Consider the following 16,134-nt stretch of genomic DNA (forward strand, 5'->3'; position numbering starts at 1 on the left):
GTATATAACCTTTTTCAGGATAAACCACTTTGGATGGTTGTAAGTTAGGAGGGAAAGGTATGAGGGTGATCGTTGGAATTCCCAGCTACAACAACGCGGAAACCATTTCCTTCGTTGTGAAACAGGCCGCCGAAGGGCTGAAGAGGTACTTCGGTGGAGGGATGGTGGTCAACGCCGACGGGGGAAGCAGGGACGGCACGAGGGAAGCGGTTCTAAAAACCAGAGTCCCCGAAGGGGTGGAAGTCCACAGCTTCGTTTACAGGTGGCCCATTCCCGGGAAGGGAAGTGCCATGAAGGAGCTCATGGAGTTTGCACGTGAGAGAGAAGCGGATGTCCTCGTTTTTGTTGACAGCGATTTGAGGAGCATAACCCCTGAATGGATATACAAGTTTGCCAGGCCGATTGAGGAGGGTTACGATTTTGTCGCCCCCTACTACATAAGGCACAAATACGATGGAACCATAACCAACAACATAGCCTACCCCATGACAGCTTCCCTCTACGGGAAGAACATAAGACAGCCGATAGGGGGCGATTTTGGGGTGAGTGCAGGGCTCTTCGAGGTGTATCTCGGAGACGAGGATGTATGGAAGACAAACGTAGCCCGGTTTGGGGTGGACATATTTTTGACAACAACGGCAATAGCCGAGGGTTTTAAAGTCACACAGGCCGCCCTTGGGATGAAGATACACGACCCCAAGGATCCCGCCGCCTCTCTGGGTCCGATGTTCAATCAGGTGGTTGGAACTCTGTTCATGCTCATGGAGAAATACGAGGACAGGTGGAAGGACGTTAGAAAAATCGAAGAGGTTCCCCTGTGGGGGGAAGCCATGAAGGGGGAGCCGGAGCCTGTGAAAGTAACGGTGGAGCTGCTCAAAATAAGGGCAAAAGAGCTCTTCATGCAGAAAGAGCAGGTTTTAAAGAGGGCACTCTCAGAGGAAACCTTTGAGGGCATTAAAAAGGCTTTAAAGACTTTTGACTTCGATGATATCCTCTGGAGCCACGTCCTCTACGACGGAGCGGTGGCGTATAAGAATAGAATCCTCGGGGAGGCGGAGCCACTCGTTCCACTCTACTTCGCAAAAACGGCCGATTTCGTTAGAAAAACGATGGACATGAGCACTCTCGAAGCCGAAAAACTGATAGAGGAGAGGGCAAAGGTCTTTCTCGAGGAGAAGGACTATCTTCTGGAGCGCTGGTAGATTTCTTCCACCTCTTCCATTGACTTTATCTCCTCCAGTTTTGGAACGCTCCATGCCCCCCTCTTCAGGGTTGAGAGGGCCGCCACAAGGTTCGCGAAACGGCCCATTCTGTAAAGCTCCCCTTCATCGAGCTCAAAATTCCCCATTTTGCCCGTGTGATTGAGTGAAGCTAAAAGGGCAGCCATAAAGGCATCCCCAGCTCCGGTAGTGTCCACGGGCTCGACCCTGTAGGCCGGAACTTCAACTTTAATCCCCTCGTGGACCAGCTCGCTCCCCTTACCACCGCGCGTGATCGCGAGGAGCCTGAAGTCAAAATCCAGAACGTCAACCCCGTTCCTTTCGAGAAATTCGAGCTCCTCATCACCGATCTTAACTATATCGGCCAGCTCCAGTGCCCTCTCAATGTCCTTAAGCGGCTCCTCCCTTCCTCGCCAGAGGTCGGGCCTTACGTTAACGTCGTAGCTCAATGGAATCTTCCCTTTAAGTTCCTTCAAAACCCGGAACAGCGTTGAACGGGACGGCTCCCGGGCGAAGAGCACGCTTCCAAAGTGAACGCCCTCTGCTTTCTCAAGGAGCGAAACGTCAACGTCCTCCGGTTTCAGGTTGAAGTAGGCAACGCCATCGTAGAGGATGAACTCGGGCTTTGCACCCATCAGCTGGACGAAGACAACCCCGGTGTGCTTTTCCCCATCGACGGCAACATGGGATGTATCCACTCCCTCCCTGCGAAGTTCCTCGAGCAGAAAAGCCCCGAAGGGATCATCACCGACCTTGCTTATCAGAGCACTCCCCACACCCAGACGGGACAGCCCAACGAGAACGTTGGCGGGGGCGCCACCGGGATGCTTCTCGAAGCTCGCAACGCCCTTTAACGGGCCCTCCTCCACGGCAATAAAATCGATGAGGACCTCACCTATCGCAAATATCATAGACACACCCCTACGTAGTTCAACGACAAGCGTTATATGCTTTTTTGAGTACCCTCTACGGTGATGGCATGCTGGCTGTTGCAACATTCACGGATCCAAGAAAAACCTCCCTTTCCACGGAGAGAGAAAGGGCACTCCTTGTGAAGCATGGGGAACTGGTCGATGCCCTTGGAAAAGGGGGATTCGATGTTCTCGATGTTAACGAAAAGCTGGGCAAAGTGGAAAGCTTCCATAACGGGGGCAACTTCGGTATTGAGAGCAAGGATGAGGTCGTTGAGGCTTCGAAAATCATAAACTCAAAAGATGTGAGCGGCGTGATTATCGGTCTCTGGCACTGGACGGAGAGCAACCTCGTAACGCTCCTTGCAAAGGAGGTGAACAGGCCGTTGCTCCTCTACGCTGACGACGACATGTCATGGGCCGGAACGACGTGCATAACCTCCGTCGGTGCATCCCTCTGGGAAAGCGCCCTTAACCACCACGCGGTTCACCACACGAGGATTAAGGGGGATGTGGAAAAGGTCAAAGCGTGGGGGAGGGCTGCAGAGGCCGTTTCAAAGCTCTCAAGGAAGTCTATTCTCCTCTGGGGAGCACCGTACACCCTCGGAATGGAGCACCTCATGGATGATCTCCCGGGACTTAAAAGGATGGTCGGCGACTTCGTGATGGTCGATCAGTACGTTCTGGTGAGGAAAGCGGAGTGGATCCTCTCGGAGGAACCGGCACGCGTGGATGGGTTTTACGACTGGCTGAAAGAGAAGACCGGTGTGAAGTTCGACGGTCGTATGCTGACGCCTGAAGTGCTTAGAAGGCAGATAGCCCTTTATCTGGCGGCGAAGGATATCTACGGGGAGTACGGGGATGTCTCGGCCGTCTCCATAAAATGCCAGCCGGAGCTGAGCGAGGTATACGGAACCACCGCATGTCTGATCCCTGCGTTCTTTCCCTTCAACCTCGACGCCGAAGGGAAGAAGGAGATAATCCCCGCGACGTGTGAGGGAGACGTTAAGGGCACCGTAAGTTCGGCCCTCCTCTTCTATTTAAGCGGAAAGCCACCCCTCTTCGGGGACATAAAGTACGTTAACGACGATCTCGTGCTCATAGCCAACTGCGGTGCATCTTCCCTCTACTACGCGAGGCTGAGCGAGAATCCCGAGGAAAATCTGGGAGCCACTTTAATTCAGGGACAGTGTCAGGGAAAGAGCGGGGGCGCGCTGACCTACAGAACCCCTCCCGCCCAGTTCACCGTGGCCCGGCTCGTGCGTCGTGCCGGGAAGTATTACCTGCTCTACTTCCTCGGTGAGGGGGTTGAGATAGGTGAAGGGATCGAGAGGGCTCTTAAGTGGGGCAAACAGTGGCCTCACACGGCCATAAGGAACCCCCTCGACGGAGAAACCTTCATCTCGGCTATGGGCTCCAACCACCTATCGCTGGTTCCCGGGGATTACAGGAAGGAACTGGAGTTCGTTGCGAGGCTCTGGGGAATAAGGGCCGTAAACCTCGGGGATGAAGGGGAGGTAAGGTCCTTCCTTGAGGGATATCCATGAGGACGGTTCTCGGAAGCAACGGGGCCTTCGTTTTGACGGATGAATCCGGGGACATGCACTCCACTTACGACGGCTTTTACCTCCTCGATACCCGGTTTGTAAGGAAGATCAAGCTGGAGGTACTGCCCAGAGTGAAGCTCATCGGAACATCGTCGACCTTCAACCGGGCGGTTTCGTACTTTTCCCTCGGTGAAAAGGGAGTTCTGGTAAGATCGAGAAGACTCAACCGGACTTACGAGGAGAGGTTTACCTTCTACAACGCATCCGGCGAACCGCTTGAGGTCCGGGTGGGCTACTCCTACGAGGCACCGATCGAGGACGTGTTTCAGGTGAGGGGATTCATGGGGCTTAAGGGCGGAGAGGCTATAGCTCCCGTCGATGGAGTTCATTCAAGGGGAAGCCCCGGTGAAGGGAGAACCCTCAAAGTCGAGACCAACATGTCAAGGCGGGGAAGCGTTCTCACCCCGGAATTAAAGATACCCCCAGCCGAAAAGGCCGTTCTCCACGTTAGATTCGTTCCTGAAATCGAGGCTAATGAGGTACTCCTCGATGGTGGGAAGGCCATAGAGAACCCCATCTCGACCGGTTCTCCGAAGATTGACGTAATAATCGAGAAGGCCGTGGAGAACATCAACGCGCTCACCCTATTCACGCGTTTTGGACCCGTTCCCCTCGCCGGGATCCCCTACTTTGCCTGTCCCTTCGGAAGGGACGCCATAATAGCCTCCCTCTTCCTCCTGCCCTACTATCCCGAATATGCCGCCGGAACGCTCAGGTTCTTTGGATGGCTGCAGGGAAGGAGGAACAACCCGGAGAACGAGGAGGAACCCGGAAAGATACCCCACGAGTTCCGCTTCGGGGAGCTTGCCCGGTCCGGGAAGGTTCCCTTTGCGCCCTACTACGGTGCGGTGGATACAACGCCCCTGTACGTTGTACTCGCGGGCGAATACTTGCTCCAGACCGGAGATAGGGGACTCATCGAGGAGCTGAAGCCGGAGCTTACCGCCGCTCTGGAATGGATCATTAAAAAGCTCGAAAAGGGCTACGTAACCTACGTTCCGGGAATACTCGGCAACAAGGGATGGAAGGACTCGAGGGATGGCATAGTTGATGAAAAGGGGAATGCCCCCAAGCCACCGATAGCGCTCGTTGAGGTGCAGGGCTATGCCTACAGGGCCCTCAACCTTGCCGGGGAGCTTGAACTGACGGAGTTCGATAGGGATAAGTTAATGGACATGGCGGAGGAGCTGGGGGAGAGGTTCAATCGCGACTTCTGGCTCGGATCTCACTACGCCCTCGCGCTCGACGGGGACGGAAGGCCCCTTCGACCGGTATCGTCCAACATGGGGCATCTTCTACTAACGGGCATAGCGGAGGAGCAGGAGAAGATCGCGGAGAGGTTATTCCAGAGGGACATCCTGTCCAGATACGGGATAAGAACGCTGAGCTCAAAGGAAGAAGCGTACGATCCATTCAGTTACCACCGTGGAAGCGTATGGCCCCACGACAACGCGCTCATAGCCCTTGGACTCGCGAGGATTGGAAGGGTCGATCTCGCTGAAGAACTCGCGAACAGGGTTTTGAATGCCGCAAGGCTCATGCCCGGAAGGGAGCTTCCCGAGCTGTACAGCGGGCTTGACGAACTCGTTCCCGTCCCGAGGGCCAACTCCCCTCAGGTCTGGAGTGCTGCGAGCGTCTTCGCGTTCCTAACGGCATCGGTTCGCGGACTGGGGAAGATCAGGGAGTAACTTTAAAAGATGGGAACCCTAAGTGAGAATGGGAGAGCCTATGGACACGGACATCTACAACCTATGGGGCCTCCTCATGGGTGCCTCCCTGCTGTTCATCTCAACCGTCGCGGCCTACAGGTCATATTACTACCTCAGGTACTCTAAACTCCCGCTCTCGAGAAGAATCGCCCGTCTCACGCTCATCTCAAGCGTCTTTTCCATGCTGGGATGCGTGGGGGTGATGGTGGATTCGCTAACGGAGCGCAAACTGTGGTGGACCATGGCAATCTTCTTCCCCCTCGCTTACTTCTCCCTCCTTTCGGCCATCTTCTTCCTCCTCAGGCTTCTCCGTAACCAGATCTACTCAACGGCTTCCAAAAAATCTGCACCTTCTGTGGAACCCCCCGAGAAAGGGGAGAATCCCTTGCCCGCGGGCGGTTTTACGATCTCCGTCTCGGATCTTTCAAGGATAGCCCCACTGTGCAGGCTCGCCACAACGACCCTTTACGTCGGAAGGGATCATACTGCCAAGGGATGCGAAAGGTTCGACGGGAGGATATGGGTAACCAGAATAGACGCCCCGGGCTCCGTCGATCCCGCCAAGCTCCACGTCCTCCAGAGCGAGATAATGAACTTCATTTCTGGAAAAAGAGGCGCGCTCGTGATCGTTGACGGAATCGAGCACTTCCTGCTCTACAACGACTTCAGGAGCGTTATGAAGTTCCTCTCCACCCTGAAGGATTATATGGTAATGAACGGGTCCACGCTTGTGGTTGTAATCGATGAGGAGGCCCTTGAGAAAACCCAGCTTTCGATTCTAAGGAGGGAACTGCCTCCCCTGAACGTTGAGAAAGCACTATCAAAGGCAGATGTGGCCCTCTTCGGTGTCATTTCAAAGAAGGAATTCACGGAAGGGACGGATGGAGAAAAAGCGAAACGGGAAGGAAAAAAGAACGATCAACCTAAAGGATAATGAGCTCCACTTCGACCTCCGTTTCTGGCCTTTTTAGAAGGGCCACGAGTTTTCTGTTTATGTCCCTTGCGGCTTTGTTGGATCTCACCGCGATGGTTCTGGCATCCACGTAGTCGCTCTTCCTGACGACCATGGAATACTCGTGATCAAGGATCAGGTCGGGGCTCCCCTCCGCGAGGACCTCATCCACCATATTCCCGGCCTTTATCCTTATCAAAAGCTTCCTCCCGGTTTTTAAGGCCCTTTTAAAGTCATCGCTGAACTCTTTTATCCCCCTATCGGCTCCAACGCACAGTATGCAATCTCCCCTCGGGGTGAGGTAATCCTCCTTCGTGAACTCCAGGGTGGACCCGTGGATCGCCCTGACGTTCCTGTGACCGCGGCAGTGGATGACCTCCCTCAGCATGCCTGAGCTTAAAACGTGATTGTTTATAAACCCCTACTTCGGAAGCCTCCCCCTCCCCCGGGAAAACCTTTAAAAGGCTTTAAATGATGTGGGTTACGGTCTTTAGAGTTGGACCAAGGAGGGATGATTATGGGAAACATCAAGCAGATGTTCATCAAAAGGACTGCCCGCGAGCTGTTTAACCGGTATCCCCACGAGTTCAGCAGGGATTTCGAGCACAACAAGAAAAAGGTCGAGGAGCTGACCAACGTCACGAGCAAGACCATCAGAAACAGGATAGCGGGTTACATAACCAAGCTCGTGAGGATGAAGGAAGAGGGCAAGATGCTCTGATCCCTCTCACTTTTGCCCTTTCCTAAAAGCCCTCGAGATCTTCGAGTACCTTCTTCGGGAGTTTGGAGTGTAACTCCTTAATGAGTCTCTCAAACTCCCTCTCGTTCTCCTGAGCAACGCGCCTGAGGAGGTTCTCGATGTAGGTCTCGGTGAGGAGACGAACCTCCTCCAGCTCCCGCTTCATCCTAGTGAGCTCGGCTATCCTCTCCCGCGTCTCCGCGAGGAAGTCAAGAAGTTCGTCCATCTTCGTCTCGATGGGTTCTGTGGACTTTATGAGCCTCCTCGCACGATCGTACTCTTCCCCCTTTCCCGGGGTTTTTGGTTCGTACATCTCCGTACCGAAGGCGTAGGGCGTGAGCAGGACCTCAAGTCGGAAGCCGCCCTTTATTGCGTAGTACTTCCTCGGTCTGCCCCGGGGTATCCTCTCGATCCTCGACTCTATGAGACCGGCGTTCTCGAGTATCCTGAGGTGCTCGAGCACGGCCTTCTGTCCGATTCCGAGTTCCTGACTGAGCTCGCTCACGTAATAGGGCCTCCGGGTAAGGAGGACGAGTATGCGCCTTCGGGTTTCGTTTCCAAGTACATCGAGCAGTTTTCCCATGCGCTTATTTGATTCCATGGTCTCACCCCCTTTACCTAACCTAATGTAAAAAAATATCCCTTTAAGCTTTTCGGTCAGTCCGGGATTAACCCTTCGACAAAAATGGAGAACGTGGGAATCCAGGGAGAAAGTGCCAACGGTTGAAAAAGCAGATTACTTCAACACTCAAAAAGAAACGGAAGAACGGCCGGCTCAGACGGGCGTCACGTGGCCCCACTTTTCCAGGGCCCTTGCAAGTTCCCTGTGGGTCTTTGCGTACTCGTCGAGGGGTATTCCCTGCATGATGGCATCTATCGCCTGTCTTGCCGCTCTGGCTCCAGCTGCTGGTCCGTCTGGATGGCCTATCGTTCCACCGCCGAGCTGTAGAACGATGTTCTTTCCAAGGGCCTCGATGACCGGCTCGATGTTGCCGGGGTGCAGTCCACCTGAGCTAACCGGAAACGCGGGCTTTATGCTGTAGAACCTCTGCTCCATGTGGAAGACGTCGTTCTCATCGGGCCTGTAGTGCTTCTCCCTCAGTATCCTCGCGTTCTGTATGACGTCCCACCTTCCGCCTTCGAGCTTTCCGGCTCCAGCGGTTCCAACGTGAAGCTGGTCGACGCCGGTGAGCCTGAAAAGCTTTGCCAGGACGAACATCGATATTCCATGGTAGGGATTCCTGTCTAAGGCCGCGTGCATCGCCCGGTGGGCGTGAACCGCCAGACCGTAATCGGCCGCGAGGTCCGTTATGTACTCCAGCGCGCCCCAGCCGGTAATCACGACGTCAACCATAGCGTGCTTGAGACCGAGATCGGCCAGAACCTCGAGCCTGCGTTCCATCTCAAGGAGCGGGGCGGTTACGTTGGCGAACCACGTCTTCCTCTCGCCGGTCTCGTTCTCGACCCTCTCGATCACATCCGCCATTATCTCGGCCCTACGGTCGAAGCGGTTGTACCATGGACTTGTGAGGTTCTCGTCGTCCTTTATGTAATCGGCACCGTTGGAGAGCAGGTCGTAGGCGAGCTTCTCGAACTCCTCGGGGGAATAGCCGACCTTTGGCTTTGGAACCACGCCGTAGAGAGGCCTATCCTTGATTTCGAGCATTTTTCTTACTCCTTCGATACCGAACGCCGGGCCCTGAAACTCCCTGATGAGTTTCTCGGGGAAGTAGAGATCCTCGAGGCGGAGCCCTTTGACGCGCTTCATCCCGAAGACGTTTCCGGCTATGCTCGCGAGCAGTCCGGGAAGGTTGCCCTCCTCAAAGGCGTGGAAGGGATAGGCTATCCTCACGACCCAGCTCCCGTCACCCATGTCGTGAAAGTCGTAAGCTTTGGCTGAAAGATCGGCCCATCTTTCCTCCTCGTACCACGGGTAGAGCGTTGTCCAGGTTCCAGTGGAACTTTCAGCAGCGACACCGCCAGCAGCAGCCTCTATGGTGTACCCTTCAGCTGGAGTAACCCGGAAAACGGCCACGATGTCCCTTTTCCTGTTGGGTTCATAGCTTTTGTCAACGTAGTAGTCGTATATCTTATCGAACTTTTCACCCATACTTTCACCTCCCTATGAACGTTGAATGAACGCCGGCATATAAAAAGCCTATGGTGCAAATCCGGGTGTTTCATCCTTAGGGGTCTTCTCCGGGGTGCTTTTTCGGAGAAAGCCCGGAATCTTCGCTACCTCTCAAGGCCCATGAGTTAAATTTCGGTTATCTACAGGAGGCTTTCAAAAACCCCTCTAAAGCTGGCACTGAACTTTCGGTAACTCATCACCTGAGGAATGCTGGAGTTCTCAAGGACATACCCAAAAAAGGTCGATTACCGTCTTTAGAATGTCCCGTTTCCGAAAGGTTTAAATAGGCCTTCCTTCATAGAATAAAACGCAGATATCTGCAGACAACGTTATGGAGGTGTTGTGGATGGCTGAGTTGCCGATTGCTCCGGTGGACAGGTTGATTAGGAAGGCTGGTGCTGCCCGTGTTAGTGAGGATGCTGCCAGGGTTCTTGCCGAGCACCTTGAGGAGCATGCTATTGAGATAGCCAGGAAGGCTGTGGACTTTGCCCACCACGCTGGCAGGAAGACCGTCAAGGCCGAGGACATAAAACTCGCCCTCAAAGCCTGAAAGCCCTTCTTCTCCTTTTTGTAATTCGTCAGATTTTTATACCTGCCTTCCGCGTGCATATCCATGCCCGAGATAGCTGTCCGACTGACGAAGCGCAATCACAACGCCTTCGTGCACCTTCTTGGGGCCCTCGAGGGTCAGGGTTTCGATCTGAGCGACCTCCTCATAACCCGGGATTTCAGGGAGATACTCCGGGCAAAACCCAGAGTTGTCCTCTACTCCTTCTTCACCGAGGAGATATGGGGACCCCTGGCCGAGGAGGTCAGGCTCCTCAAGGGGCAGGGTGCGGTTCTCGTGGCGGGAGGTTATCATGCCATAGCGATGCCAAGGCATACCCTGAACCGGCTCGGCTTCGACATCGCGGTAATCGGGGAGGGGGAGGAGGTTATACACCATCTCCTGACCACGCTCAGAGGGACCGGTTACAGGATTACAAAGGAACTCCTCGGGGTTAAGGGGCTGGCCTTTTATCTCAACGGCCGGTTCGTCTTTACCGGATTCGCCAGAGTTGAGGATTTCTGGCGTTTTCCCCCATACCCGGAAAGCCTTCGCCTGATATCGCCGATTGAAATAAGCCGGGGATGTCCCTTCAGCTGTTACTACTGCCAGACGCCCTACGTCAAGGGTTTCAGAATGAGACACCGGCCGATAGACCAGATCGTAAAGTACTCGCACAGGATGAGGGACATGCGCTACATAACACCAAACGCCTTCGCTTACGGAAGTCCCGGGGCTATTCTAAAGCTCAACAAACTCGAGGCCCTCCTCAGGGCACTCCAGCCTTTGAGGAAAGAGGGCAGAAGGTTATTCTACGGCACCTTTCCGAGCGAGGTCAGACCTGAGTTCGTGATACCGGAAACCCTCGAACTGCTCATAGACTACGCCGACAACAGGAGGCTGGCCATCGGAGCACAGAGCGGTGACGATGCCATGCTGAAGGCCATGCACAGGCTTCACGGGATTGAGGAGGTTATGCGGGCGGTTGATTACATGGTGGAGTACGGCTTCGAGCCCGTTGTGGATTTCATCGTGGGCCTGCCCAACGAAACCGAAGAGGCCCAGCGCAGGAGCATTGAACTGATGAGGTGGATACTCTCAAGGGGCGGGAAGGTCCGGGCGCACTACTTCATGCCCCTCCCGGGAACCCCGTGGGCACGCTGCAGACCAAGCCCCCTGAGCGATGAGATGAAGCGCTTCCTCGGAAGGATGGCTTCAAAGGGCAGGATCGAGGGTTCGTGGGGGATGCAGATGGAACTTTCCAGAAAGCTCCAGAAACTCATCGAGGAGTTTTACGAAGAACCCATGAGTCGTACGGTGCCGGTAAGGAACGTTTGTTGACTCCCGCGGGCTCTTGAAGTTCGTCCAATAGATTTATAACCACTTCCTCAGGTCATCAAGCAGGCCCATGTACGCCGAAAACTATAAAAGATTCCTGGAGCTTATAGATAAACTGCGAGAGTTTGAGGGAGCCCTCATAGTTGAGGGCCTGCGAGACGAAGTGGCTCTGAGGAATCTGGGGGTCAGATCGGAGATAATAAGGCTCTCACGCCTCCCGCTAACGGAAGTCGCGCTCATCGCGTCATCTCATAAAGAGGTCATGATACTTACGGACTTCGACAGGAAGGGCGAGGAACTCGCGGGGAAGCTCCTCAGGTATCTGGAGGGTTACCCCTGCAGGGTTGACTCAGAAACGCGCAGGGAACTCAAGAGAATACTAAAGAAGGACATCAAGGGGATCGAGGAGCTTTACAGCCTCTACCTTAAGGTCGTCTCCGTTTCTGGCCCCCGTCCGGAGGGGTTTCGATGAAGAGAAAGAAAGCGGTGTTACATCAGGTTTTGACGGAAAAGCGGAAGTTTGAAAAAAGGAAGGATGGTGATGGTATGTCAGCCAAGGATGAATTTGGAACCACCAAATACGTAATCTACGCAGAGTTTGAAGCAAACGGTGTTGTTGAAAGACCTGACGTTGTTGGCGCCATTTTTGGCCAGACCGAGGGCCTTCTTGGTGACGATCTCGATCTCAGGGAGCTTCAAAAAACGGGCAGGATCGGAAGGATAAGGGTTGAGGTTCACACCAAAGCGGGAAAAACCTACGGAACTATAACTGTACCCTCGAGCCTTGACAGGATTGAAACGTCGATACTCGCGGCGACCCTCGAGACCATTGACCGCGTCGGACCAGCGGAGGCCAGAATAAAGGTTCTCCGCATCGAGGACGTCCGCGCGACCAAGAGGAAGTACATCATAGAGAGGGCCAAGGAGATACTCGAGAACCTCATGGATCAGGAGATACCCGAAACTCAGGAGCTCACCGAGGAGGTCAAAAAGGCGGTACGGGCAAAGGAGCTGATCGAGTACGGTCCCGAGAAGCTTCCGGCCGGCCCGCACGTGCCCTTCTCAGACTCGATAATCGTGGTCGAGGGACGGGCCGACGTCCTTAACCTGCTCAAGCACGGCATAAAGAACGCGATAGCCGTCGAGGGGACTTCGGTTCCTGAAACGATCATAAAGCTCAGCAAGGAGAGGATAGTCACGGCCTTTACCGACGGCGATCGCGGCGGGGAGCTCATACTCAAGGAGCTCCTTCAGGTTGCCGACGTTGATTACGTGGCCCGTGCGCCGGAGGGCAAGGAAGTCGAGGAGCTCACAAAGAAGGAGCTGGTTAAGGCCCTCAGGAGCAAGGTTCCGGCCGAGCAGGTCATAACCGAGATATTCTACAAGGGAAGGAACTTCTACGACGTAGTCAGGGAGAAAGAGAGGGCGAACTCAGGGGAGAAAGAGCGGGAGGAAAAATCCGCTCCGGAGCGAAGAATTTCAGAAACGGGAAAGAAGCCTGAAGAGAAACCCGAAACCGCGGAAAGGGTCATCAAACCCATACAGCCCTCATCCTCCGGCAGGCTGGATGAGTTCAAAGGTTTCATAGAGAAGGTTAAATCCGCAAGGGAATCGACCGCACTTCTCCTCGATAAGGACAGGAACGTCGTTGCCGAGGTACCCGTCAGAGAGCTCACCAGCCAGCTCAAGAAGCGCAAAGACGTCCACGCGGTTGTTTTCAACGGTGTTATAACCCAGCGCCTCATCGACATCGTCAGCGAGGGCAACGTTAATTACCTCGTCGGGGCGAGGAAATACAACGTCGTCAGGAGACCGGTCAACCTGAAGATAATCACCTTCGCGGAGTGAAGCTCTCCCTTCTTATCTTCTTTAGGGACAACTTTATAACCGGCTTTTCCCTTCTCTTCCCGGTGAGGAGAATGAACCTGGAGGAGCTCATACTGAAATACGCGCTCATAAACGCTTACACCCACGGGGGAAAGGCCAATCCCAAAGCCGTTATGGGAAAGGTTCTGGGCGAAAATCCCGGGTTGAGGTCCCGGGCGAGGGAGCTGATTCCCCTCGTCGGGGAGATCGTTGAGAAGGTTAACGCTATGAACTTAAGAGAGCAGGAAGCCCGGCTGAGGGAACTTCACCCGGAGTTTTTTGAATCAAAGGAGGACAGGAAGGAAGAGAAAAAGGGCCTTCCGCCCCTTCCAAAAGCTGAAAAAGGAAAGGTCGTCACCCGTTTTGCCCCCAATCCTGACGGCGCCTTCCATCTCGGAAACGCCAGAGCCGCTATCCTGAGCCACGAGTACGCGAGGCTCTACGGAGGAAAGTTCATACTCCGCTTTGATGATACGGATCCGAAGGTCAAAAGGCCCGAGCCGAAGTTCTACGACTGGATAATTGAGGACCTCAGATGGCTCGGCTTTAAGGTGGACGAGGTGCACATGGCCAGCGACAGGCTGGAAATCTACTACAAATACGCGGAAGAGCTCATAAGGGACGGAAAGGCCTACGTCTGCACCTGCAAACCGGAGGAGTTCCGGGAGCTGCGCAACAGGGGCATAGCCTGTCCCCACAGGGATGAACCGGTGGAGGTTCAGCTCGAACGCTGGAGGAAAATGCTCAACGGTGAATATCGTGAGGGAGAAGCCGTCGTCAGGATAAAAACTGATCTGAACCATCCGAATCCAGCCGTGAGGGACTGGCCGGCCCTGAGAATAATAGACAACCCCAACCATCCACGCACCGGGAACAGATACCGCGTCTGGCCCCTCTACAACTTCGCTTCGGCCATAGACGACCACGAGCTCGGGGTTACCCACATATTCCGCGGTCAGGAGCATGCCGAGAACGAAACGAGACAGCGCTACATCTACGACCACTTTGGATGGGAGTATCCCGTCACGGTCCACCACGGAAGGCTCAGCATTGAGGGGGTTGTGCTGAGCAAGTCAAAGACGAGGAAGGGAATTCAGGAAGGCAAATACCTCGGCTGGGACGATCCGAGGCTTGGAACCATCCGTGCCTTAAAACGGCGCGGAATAAGGCCCGAGGCCATAAGGGAGCTTATCGTGAAGGTTGGGGTTAAGAGGAGCGACACCACCGTGAGCTGGGACAACCTCGCGGCCATCAACAGGCGCATCGTCGAGCCGCTGGCCAACAGGTACTTCTTCGTTGCAGATCCGGTGGAGATGCACGTCGAGGGTTACGACGAGGGCTTCACCGCCGAGATACCCCTTCACCCGGACCATCCGGAGAGGGGAGTGAGGAGGCTGAGGTTCGAACCCGGAAAGCCGCTTTACGTCTCCAGAGACGACATGGAGCTCTTTAAACCCGGATCCTTCGTTCGCCTGAAGGATCTCTTCAACGTTGAGATCACCGAAGTAGAAGGGGGAAGGATCAGGGCGAGGTTCCACAGCATGGACTACGAGGTGGCCAGAGAGAACCGCTGGAGGATGGTTCACTGGGTCCCCGAAGGAAAGCCCTGTGAGGTTATCGTTCCGGAGGGGGATGAACTGCTGATCAGGAAGGGCCTCCTGGAGAAGGACGCTGATGTCAGGGTTGATGATATCGTTCAGTTCGAGCGCTTCGGCTTCGTAAGAATCGACGAGGTCGGGGAAAAGGTCGTGGGGATCTTTGCCCACAGGTGATAAGCTTTTTTACTTCTTCTAAGGGAATAGAAAAAAGACGCCTCAGGTTTCCTCCGGCGAAGTCGGGAGCAGTTCGTCCCCGAGGAACCCAAAGCCGATGATGATTATGGCGAGTATCCCCGAGACGATGTAGATCCCCCCGTGTCGGAAGGTAGCTATCAGGGCGTAGAGGCCCCCTGCTGCAAATATCAAAGCCGCAAGAATGCCTGCTCCCCTTGTCAGGGACGCTTCCCCCGAGGTCAGCACCGGCCAGAGCTCGTATATCGCCGTGAAGAACAGCGACACCGTCACGGCCTGAAGGGCCATGTCGGCTATTGAGGGTGGTGAATCCAGAATCCCAACGGCAAGGGCTATCCCAAGGAGATAGGTCGTTGCCCTGTTCCTCCCCATCCTGAACAGCGATTGGGTTATCTGAAGCCCCACTTCCGCTATGGGCAGGATGCTCGTCAGTCCTGCGAAGAAAACCGAGATGCCTATCAGGATCAGGAGCGTCGGGTAATCCTTGAGGATGTTCGGCAGGTCCCCCATCAGGGCGATTGATCCCTCCTCTCCGCCGTAAACGTATGTCAGAAGCCTTTCGGGGCTTGCCGGCGCTATGGAGTAGACCACCGCGAGCGTCGAGAGCAACCCGATCAGGAGCTGGAGCAGAACCCCGGCACCTACGATCAGCCTGGCGTTGAACCTCTCGTTGAGGAAGCTTCCTATCATGAGGTAGAAGGCGAATCCAAGGCCGACCGCGTAGACCGCCCTCTCTGCGGTGTCCTTTATGAGGTTCATGCTCAACGGTTGCCTCTCAACGAGCATATGCTTGGCCAGTCCCAGATAGGTGGCGTTTTCAGGTATCTGGACTTTAAACTCCACAGCCGTCACAATTACGGCGATCACAAGAATCAGCGAGCCGACGGCCATTATGGCGAAGGACTTCTCCTTAGCACGTGTTAGGACGAGGAGGATCAGTAGGATCATGAGTATCTTTGCAATTAGCCTTCCAACCGTTCCGGTTCCCAGCAGTGGTGACAGTATGGAGAGCATCGTGTTGGCCGTGTAGTAGGACAGAAAGATGATGATGGTCATTAGTATGGAGATGATCATCGCCCTTCTCCTTGCCAGCTTGGTGTACAGCTCCACGAAGTGGTAGCCGGACTTCAGGGCCCTCTCCGTTTCCGCTACGGCCACGTAGGTGAACAGCCCGAGGAACAGCAGGTGCACCACCAGTCCCGTCAGACCGTACCTGAGCCACATCTGTGGAAACAGGCCTATACTTCCGATTCCGGTGGCGAAACCTCCAACCAGAAAGATCAGGTAGACCGTCCACTTTTTGACATCGTCCATGTTTCACCCT

At 54.7% G+C, this 16,134-nt stretch carries 15 protein-coding genes; 10 read left to right on the forward strand and 5 right to left on the reverse strand.

The window, feature by feature from the left end:
* The first annotated feature begins 59 nt into the window (after positions 1 to 59).
* Positions 60 to 1,202, forward strand: a complete 1,143-nt coding sequence (locus A3L12_RS01520; RefSeq protein WP_088881965.1) for a glycosyltransferase — start codon at positions 60 to 62, stop codon at positions 1,200 to 1,202.
* Here A3L12_RS01520 and A3L12_RS01525 read toward each other — a convergent pair.
* Positions 1,181 to 2,131 carry a carbohydrate kinase gene (locus A3L12_RS01525; protein ID WP_088881966.1) on the reverse strand — a complete coding sequence of 317 codons (951 nt, stop codon included), beginning with the start codon at positions 2,129 to 2,131 and terminating at the stop codon, positions 1,181 to 1,183. The genes A3L12_RS01520 and A3L12_RS01525 overlap by 22 nt on opposite strands.
* A gap of 68 nt (positions 2,132 to 2,199) precedes the next feature.
* Here A3L12_RS01525 and A3L12_RS01530 point away from each other — a divergent pair, with 68 nt between their 5' ends.
* The 3 genes from A3L12_RS01530 to A3L12_RS01540 are packed head-to-tail and all read left to right on the forward strand — an operon-like array spanning position 2,200 to position 6,381.
* The gene (locus A3L12_RS01530; protein ID WP_088881967.1) at positions 2,200 to 3,678 is read left to right on the forward strand and encodes an L-fucose/L-arabinose isomerase family protein; all 1,479 of its coding nucleotides are present in this window, start codon (positions 2,200 to 2,202) and stop codon (positions 3,676 to 3,678) included.
* Positions 3,675 to 5,426, forward strand: coding sequence for a glycogen debranching N-terminal domain-containing protein (locus tag A3L12_RS01535; RefSeq protein WP_088881968.1), 1,752 nt, complete (start codon positions 3,675 to 3,677; stop codon positions 5,424 to 5,426). Before A3L12_RS01530 ends, A3L12_RS01535 begins: the two co-directional genes overlap by 4 nt.
* Positions 5,427 to 5,454: 28 nt before the next feature.
* Positions 5,455 to 6,381 carry a DUF835 domain-containing protein gene (locus A3L12_RS01540; protein WP_088881969.1) on the forward strand — a complete coding sequence of 309 codons (927 nt, stop codon included), beginning with the start codon at positions 5,455 to 5,457 and terminating at the stop codon, positions 6,379 to 6,381.
* On the opposite strand, the gene A3L12_RS01545 is transcribed toward A3L12_RS01540, so the two are convergent.
* Positions 6,371 to 6,787: a DUF371 domain-containing protein gene (locus A3L12_RS01545; RefSeq protein ID WP_088881970.1), complete on the reverse strand. Its 417-nt coding sequence runs from the start codon at positions 6,785 to 6,787 to the stop codon at positions 6,371 to 6,373. The two genes, A3L12_RS01540 and A3L12_RS01545, sit on opposite strands and share 11 nt — an antisense overlap.
* A gap of 129 nt (positions 6,788 to 6,916) precedes the next feature.
* On the opposite strand from A3L12_RS01545, the gene A3L12_RS01550 reads away from it, so the two are divergent.
* Complete coding sequence (locus A3L12_RS01550; RefSeq protein WP_088881971.1) at positions 6,917 to 7,120, forward strand: 30S ribosomal protein S17e; 204 nt, start codon at positions 6,917 to 6,919, stop codon at positions 7,118 to 7,120.
* Between the two features lie 22 nt (positions 7,121 to 7,142).
* Here A3L12_RS01550 and A3L12_RS01555 read toward each other — a convergent pair whose 3' ends face one another.
* Positions 7,143 to 7,739, reverse strand: coding sequence for an ArsR family transcriptional regulator (locus A3L12_RS01555; protein ID WP_088881972.1), 597 nt, complete (start codon positions 7,737 to 7,739; stop codon positions 7,143 to 7,145).
* A gap of 174 nt (positions 7,740 to 7,913) precedes the next feature.
* Positions 7,914 to 9,248, reverse strand: coding sequence for a type III ribulose-bisphosphate carboxylase (rbcL, locus tag A3L12_RS01560; RefSeq protein WP_088881973.1), 1,335 nt, complete (start codon positions 9,246 to 9,248; stop codon positions 7,914 to 7,916).
* Between the two features lie 367 nt (positions 9,249 to 9,615).
* Between rbcL and hpkA the strand changes: the two genes are divergently transcribed.
* The 5 genes from hpkA (at position 9,616) to A3L12_RS01585 (ending at position 14,792) form a co-directional block, all read left to right on the forward strand.
* Positions 9,616 to 9,819 carry an archaeal histone HpkA gene (gene hpkA / locus A3L12_RS01565; protein WP_088881974.1) on the forward strand — a complete coding sequence of 68 codons (204 nt, stop codon included), beginning with the start codon at positions 9,616 to 9,618 and terminating at the stop codon, positions 9,817 to 9,819.
* Positions 9,820 to 9,882: 63 nt separating this feature from the next.
* Positions 9,883 to 11,157, forward strand: coding sequence for a TIGR04013 family B12-binding domain/radical SAM domain-containing protein (locus A3L12_RS01570; RefSeq protein ID WP_088881975.1), 1,275 nt, complete (start codon positions 9,883 to 9,885; stop codon positions 11,155 to 11,157).
* A gap of 67 nt (positions 11,158 to 11,224) precedes the next feature.
* Complete coding sequence (locus A3L12_RS01575; protein ID WP_088881976.1) at positions 11,225 to 11,626, forward strand: toprim domain-containing protein; 402 nt, start codon at positions 11,225 to 11,227, stop codon at positions 11,624 to 11,626.
* On the forward strand, positions 11,623 to 13,002 hold the full coding sequence (gene dnaG / locus A3L12_RS01580; protein ID WP_088881977.1) for a DNA primase DnaG: 1,380 nt from the start codon (positions 11,623 to 11,625) through the stop codon (positions 13,000 to 13,002). Before A3L12_RS01575 ends, dnaG begins: the two co-directional genes overlap by 4 nt.
* Before the next feature lie 71 nt (positions 13,003 to 13,073).
* Complete coding sequence (locus A3L12_RS01585) at positions 13,074 to 14,792, forward strand: glutamate--tRNA ligase (RefSeq protein ID WP_088883191.1); 1,719 nt, start codon at positions 13,074 to 13,076, stop codon at positions 14,790 to 14,792.
* A gap of 42 nt (positions 14,793 to 14,834) precedes the next feature.
* On the opposite strand, the gene A3L12_RS01590 is transcribed toward A3L12_RS01585, so the two are convergent.
* Positions 14,835 to 16,124 (reverse strand): sodium-dependent transporter, encoded by a 1,290-nt coding sequence (locus A3L12_RS01590; RefSeq protein ID WP_088881978.1) that lies wholly within the window; start codon positions 16,122 to 16,124, stop codon positions 14,835 to 14,837.
* Between the last annotated feature and the right edge of the window lie 10 nt (positions 16,125 to 16,134).

It is taken from the genome of Thermococcus sp. P6, assembly GCF_002214525.1.
In the GTDB taxonomy this organism is placed as follows: Archaea; Methanobacteriota_B; Thermococci; order Thermococcales; family Thermococcaceae; genus Thermococcus.

Coding starts and splice junctions, on each gene's coding strand:
- A3L12_RS01520 (WP_088881965.1), top strand. CDS start 60: ATGAGGGTGATCGTTGGAATTCCCAGCTACAACAACGCGGAAACCATT.
- A3L12_RS01525 (WP_088881966.1), bottom strand. CDS start 2,131: ATGATATTTGCGATAGGTGAGGTCCTCATCGATTTTATTGCCGTGGAG.
- A3L12_RS01535 (WP_088881968.1), top strand. CDS start 3,675: ATGAGGACGGTTCTCGGAAGCAACGGGGCCTTCGTTTTGACGGATGAA.
- A3L12_RS01545 (WP_088881970.1), bottom strand. CDS start 6,787: ATGCTGAGGGAGGTCATCCACTGCCGCGGTCACAGGAACGTCAGGGCG.
- A3L12_RS01540 (WP_088881969.1), top strand. CDS start 5,455: ATGGGAGAGCCTATGGACACGGACATCTACAACCTATGGGGCCTCCTC.
- A3L12_RS01590 (WP_088881978.1), bottom strand. CDS start 16,124: ATGGACGATGTCAAAAAGTGGACGGTCTACCTGATCTTTCTGGTTGGA.
- A3L12_RS01530 (WP_088881967.1), top strand. CDS start 2,200: ATGCTGGCTGTTGCAACATTCACGGATCCAAGAAAAACCTCCCTTTCC.
- A3L12_RS01575 (WP_088881976.1), top strand. CDS start 11,225: ATGTACGCCGAAAACTATAAAAGATTCCTGGAGCTTATAGATAAACTG.
- A3L12_RS01555 (WP_088881972.1), bottom strand. CDS start 7,739: ATGGAATCAAATAAGCGCATGGGAAAACTGCTCGATGTACTTGGAAAC.
- dnaG (WP_088881977.1), top strand. CDS start 11,623: ATGAAGAGAAAGAAAGCGGTGTTACATCAGGTTTTGACGGAAAAGCGG.
- rbcL (WP_088881973.1), bottom strand. CDS start 9,248: ATGGGTGAAAAGTTCGATAAGATATACGACTACTACGTTGACAAAAGC.
- A3L12_RS01550 (WP_088881971.1), top strand. CDS start 6,917: ATGGGAAACATCAAGCAGATGTTCATCAAAAGGACTGCCCGCGAGCTG.
- hpkA (WP_088881974.1), top strand. CDS start 9,616: ATGGCTGAGTTGCCGATTGCTCCGGTGGACAGGTTGATTAGGAAGGCT.
- A3L12_RS01585 (WP_088883191.1), top strand. CDS start 13,074: ATGAACCTGGAGGAGCTCATACTGAAATACGCGCTCATAAACGCTTAC.
- A3L12_RS01570 (WP_088881975.1), top strand. CDS start 9,883: ATGCCCGAGATAGCTGTCCGACTGACGAAGCGCAATCACAACGCCTTC.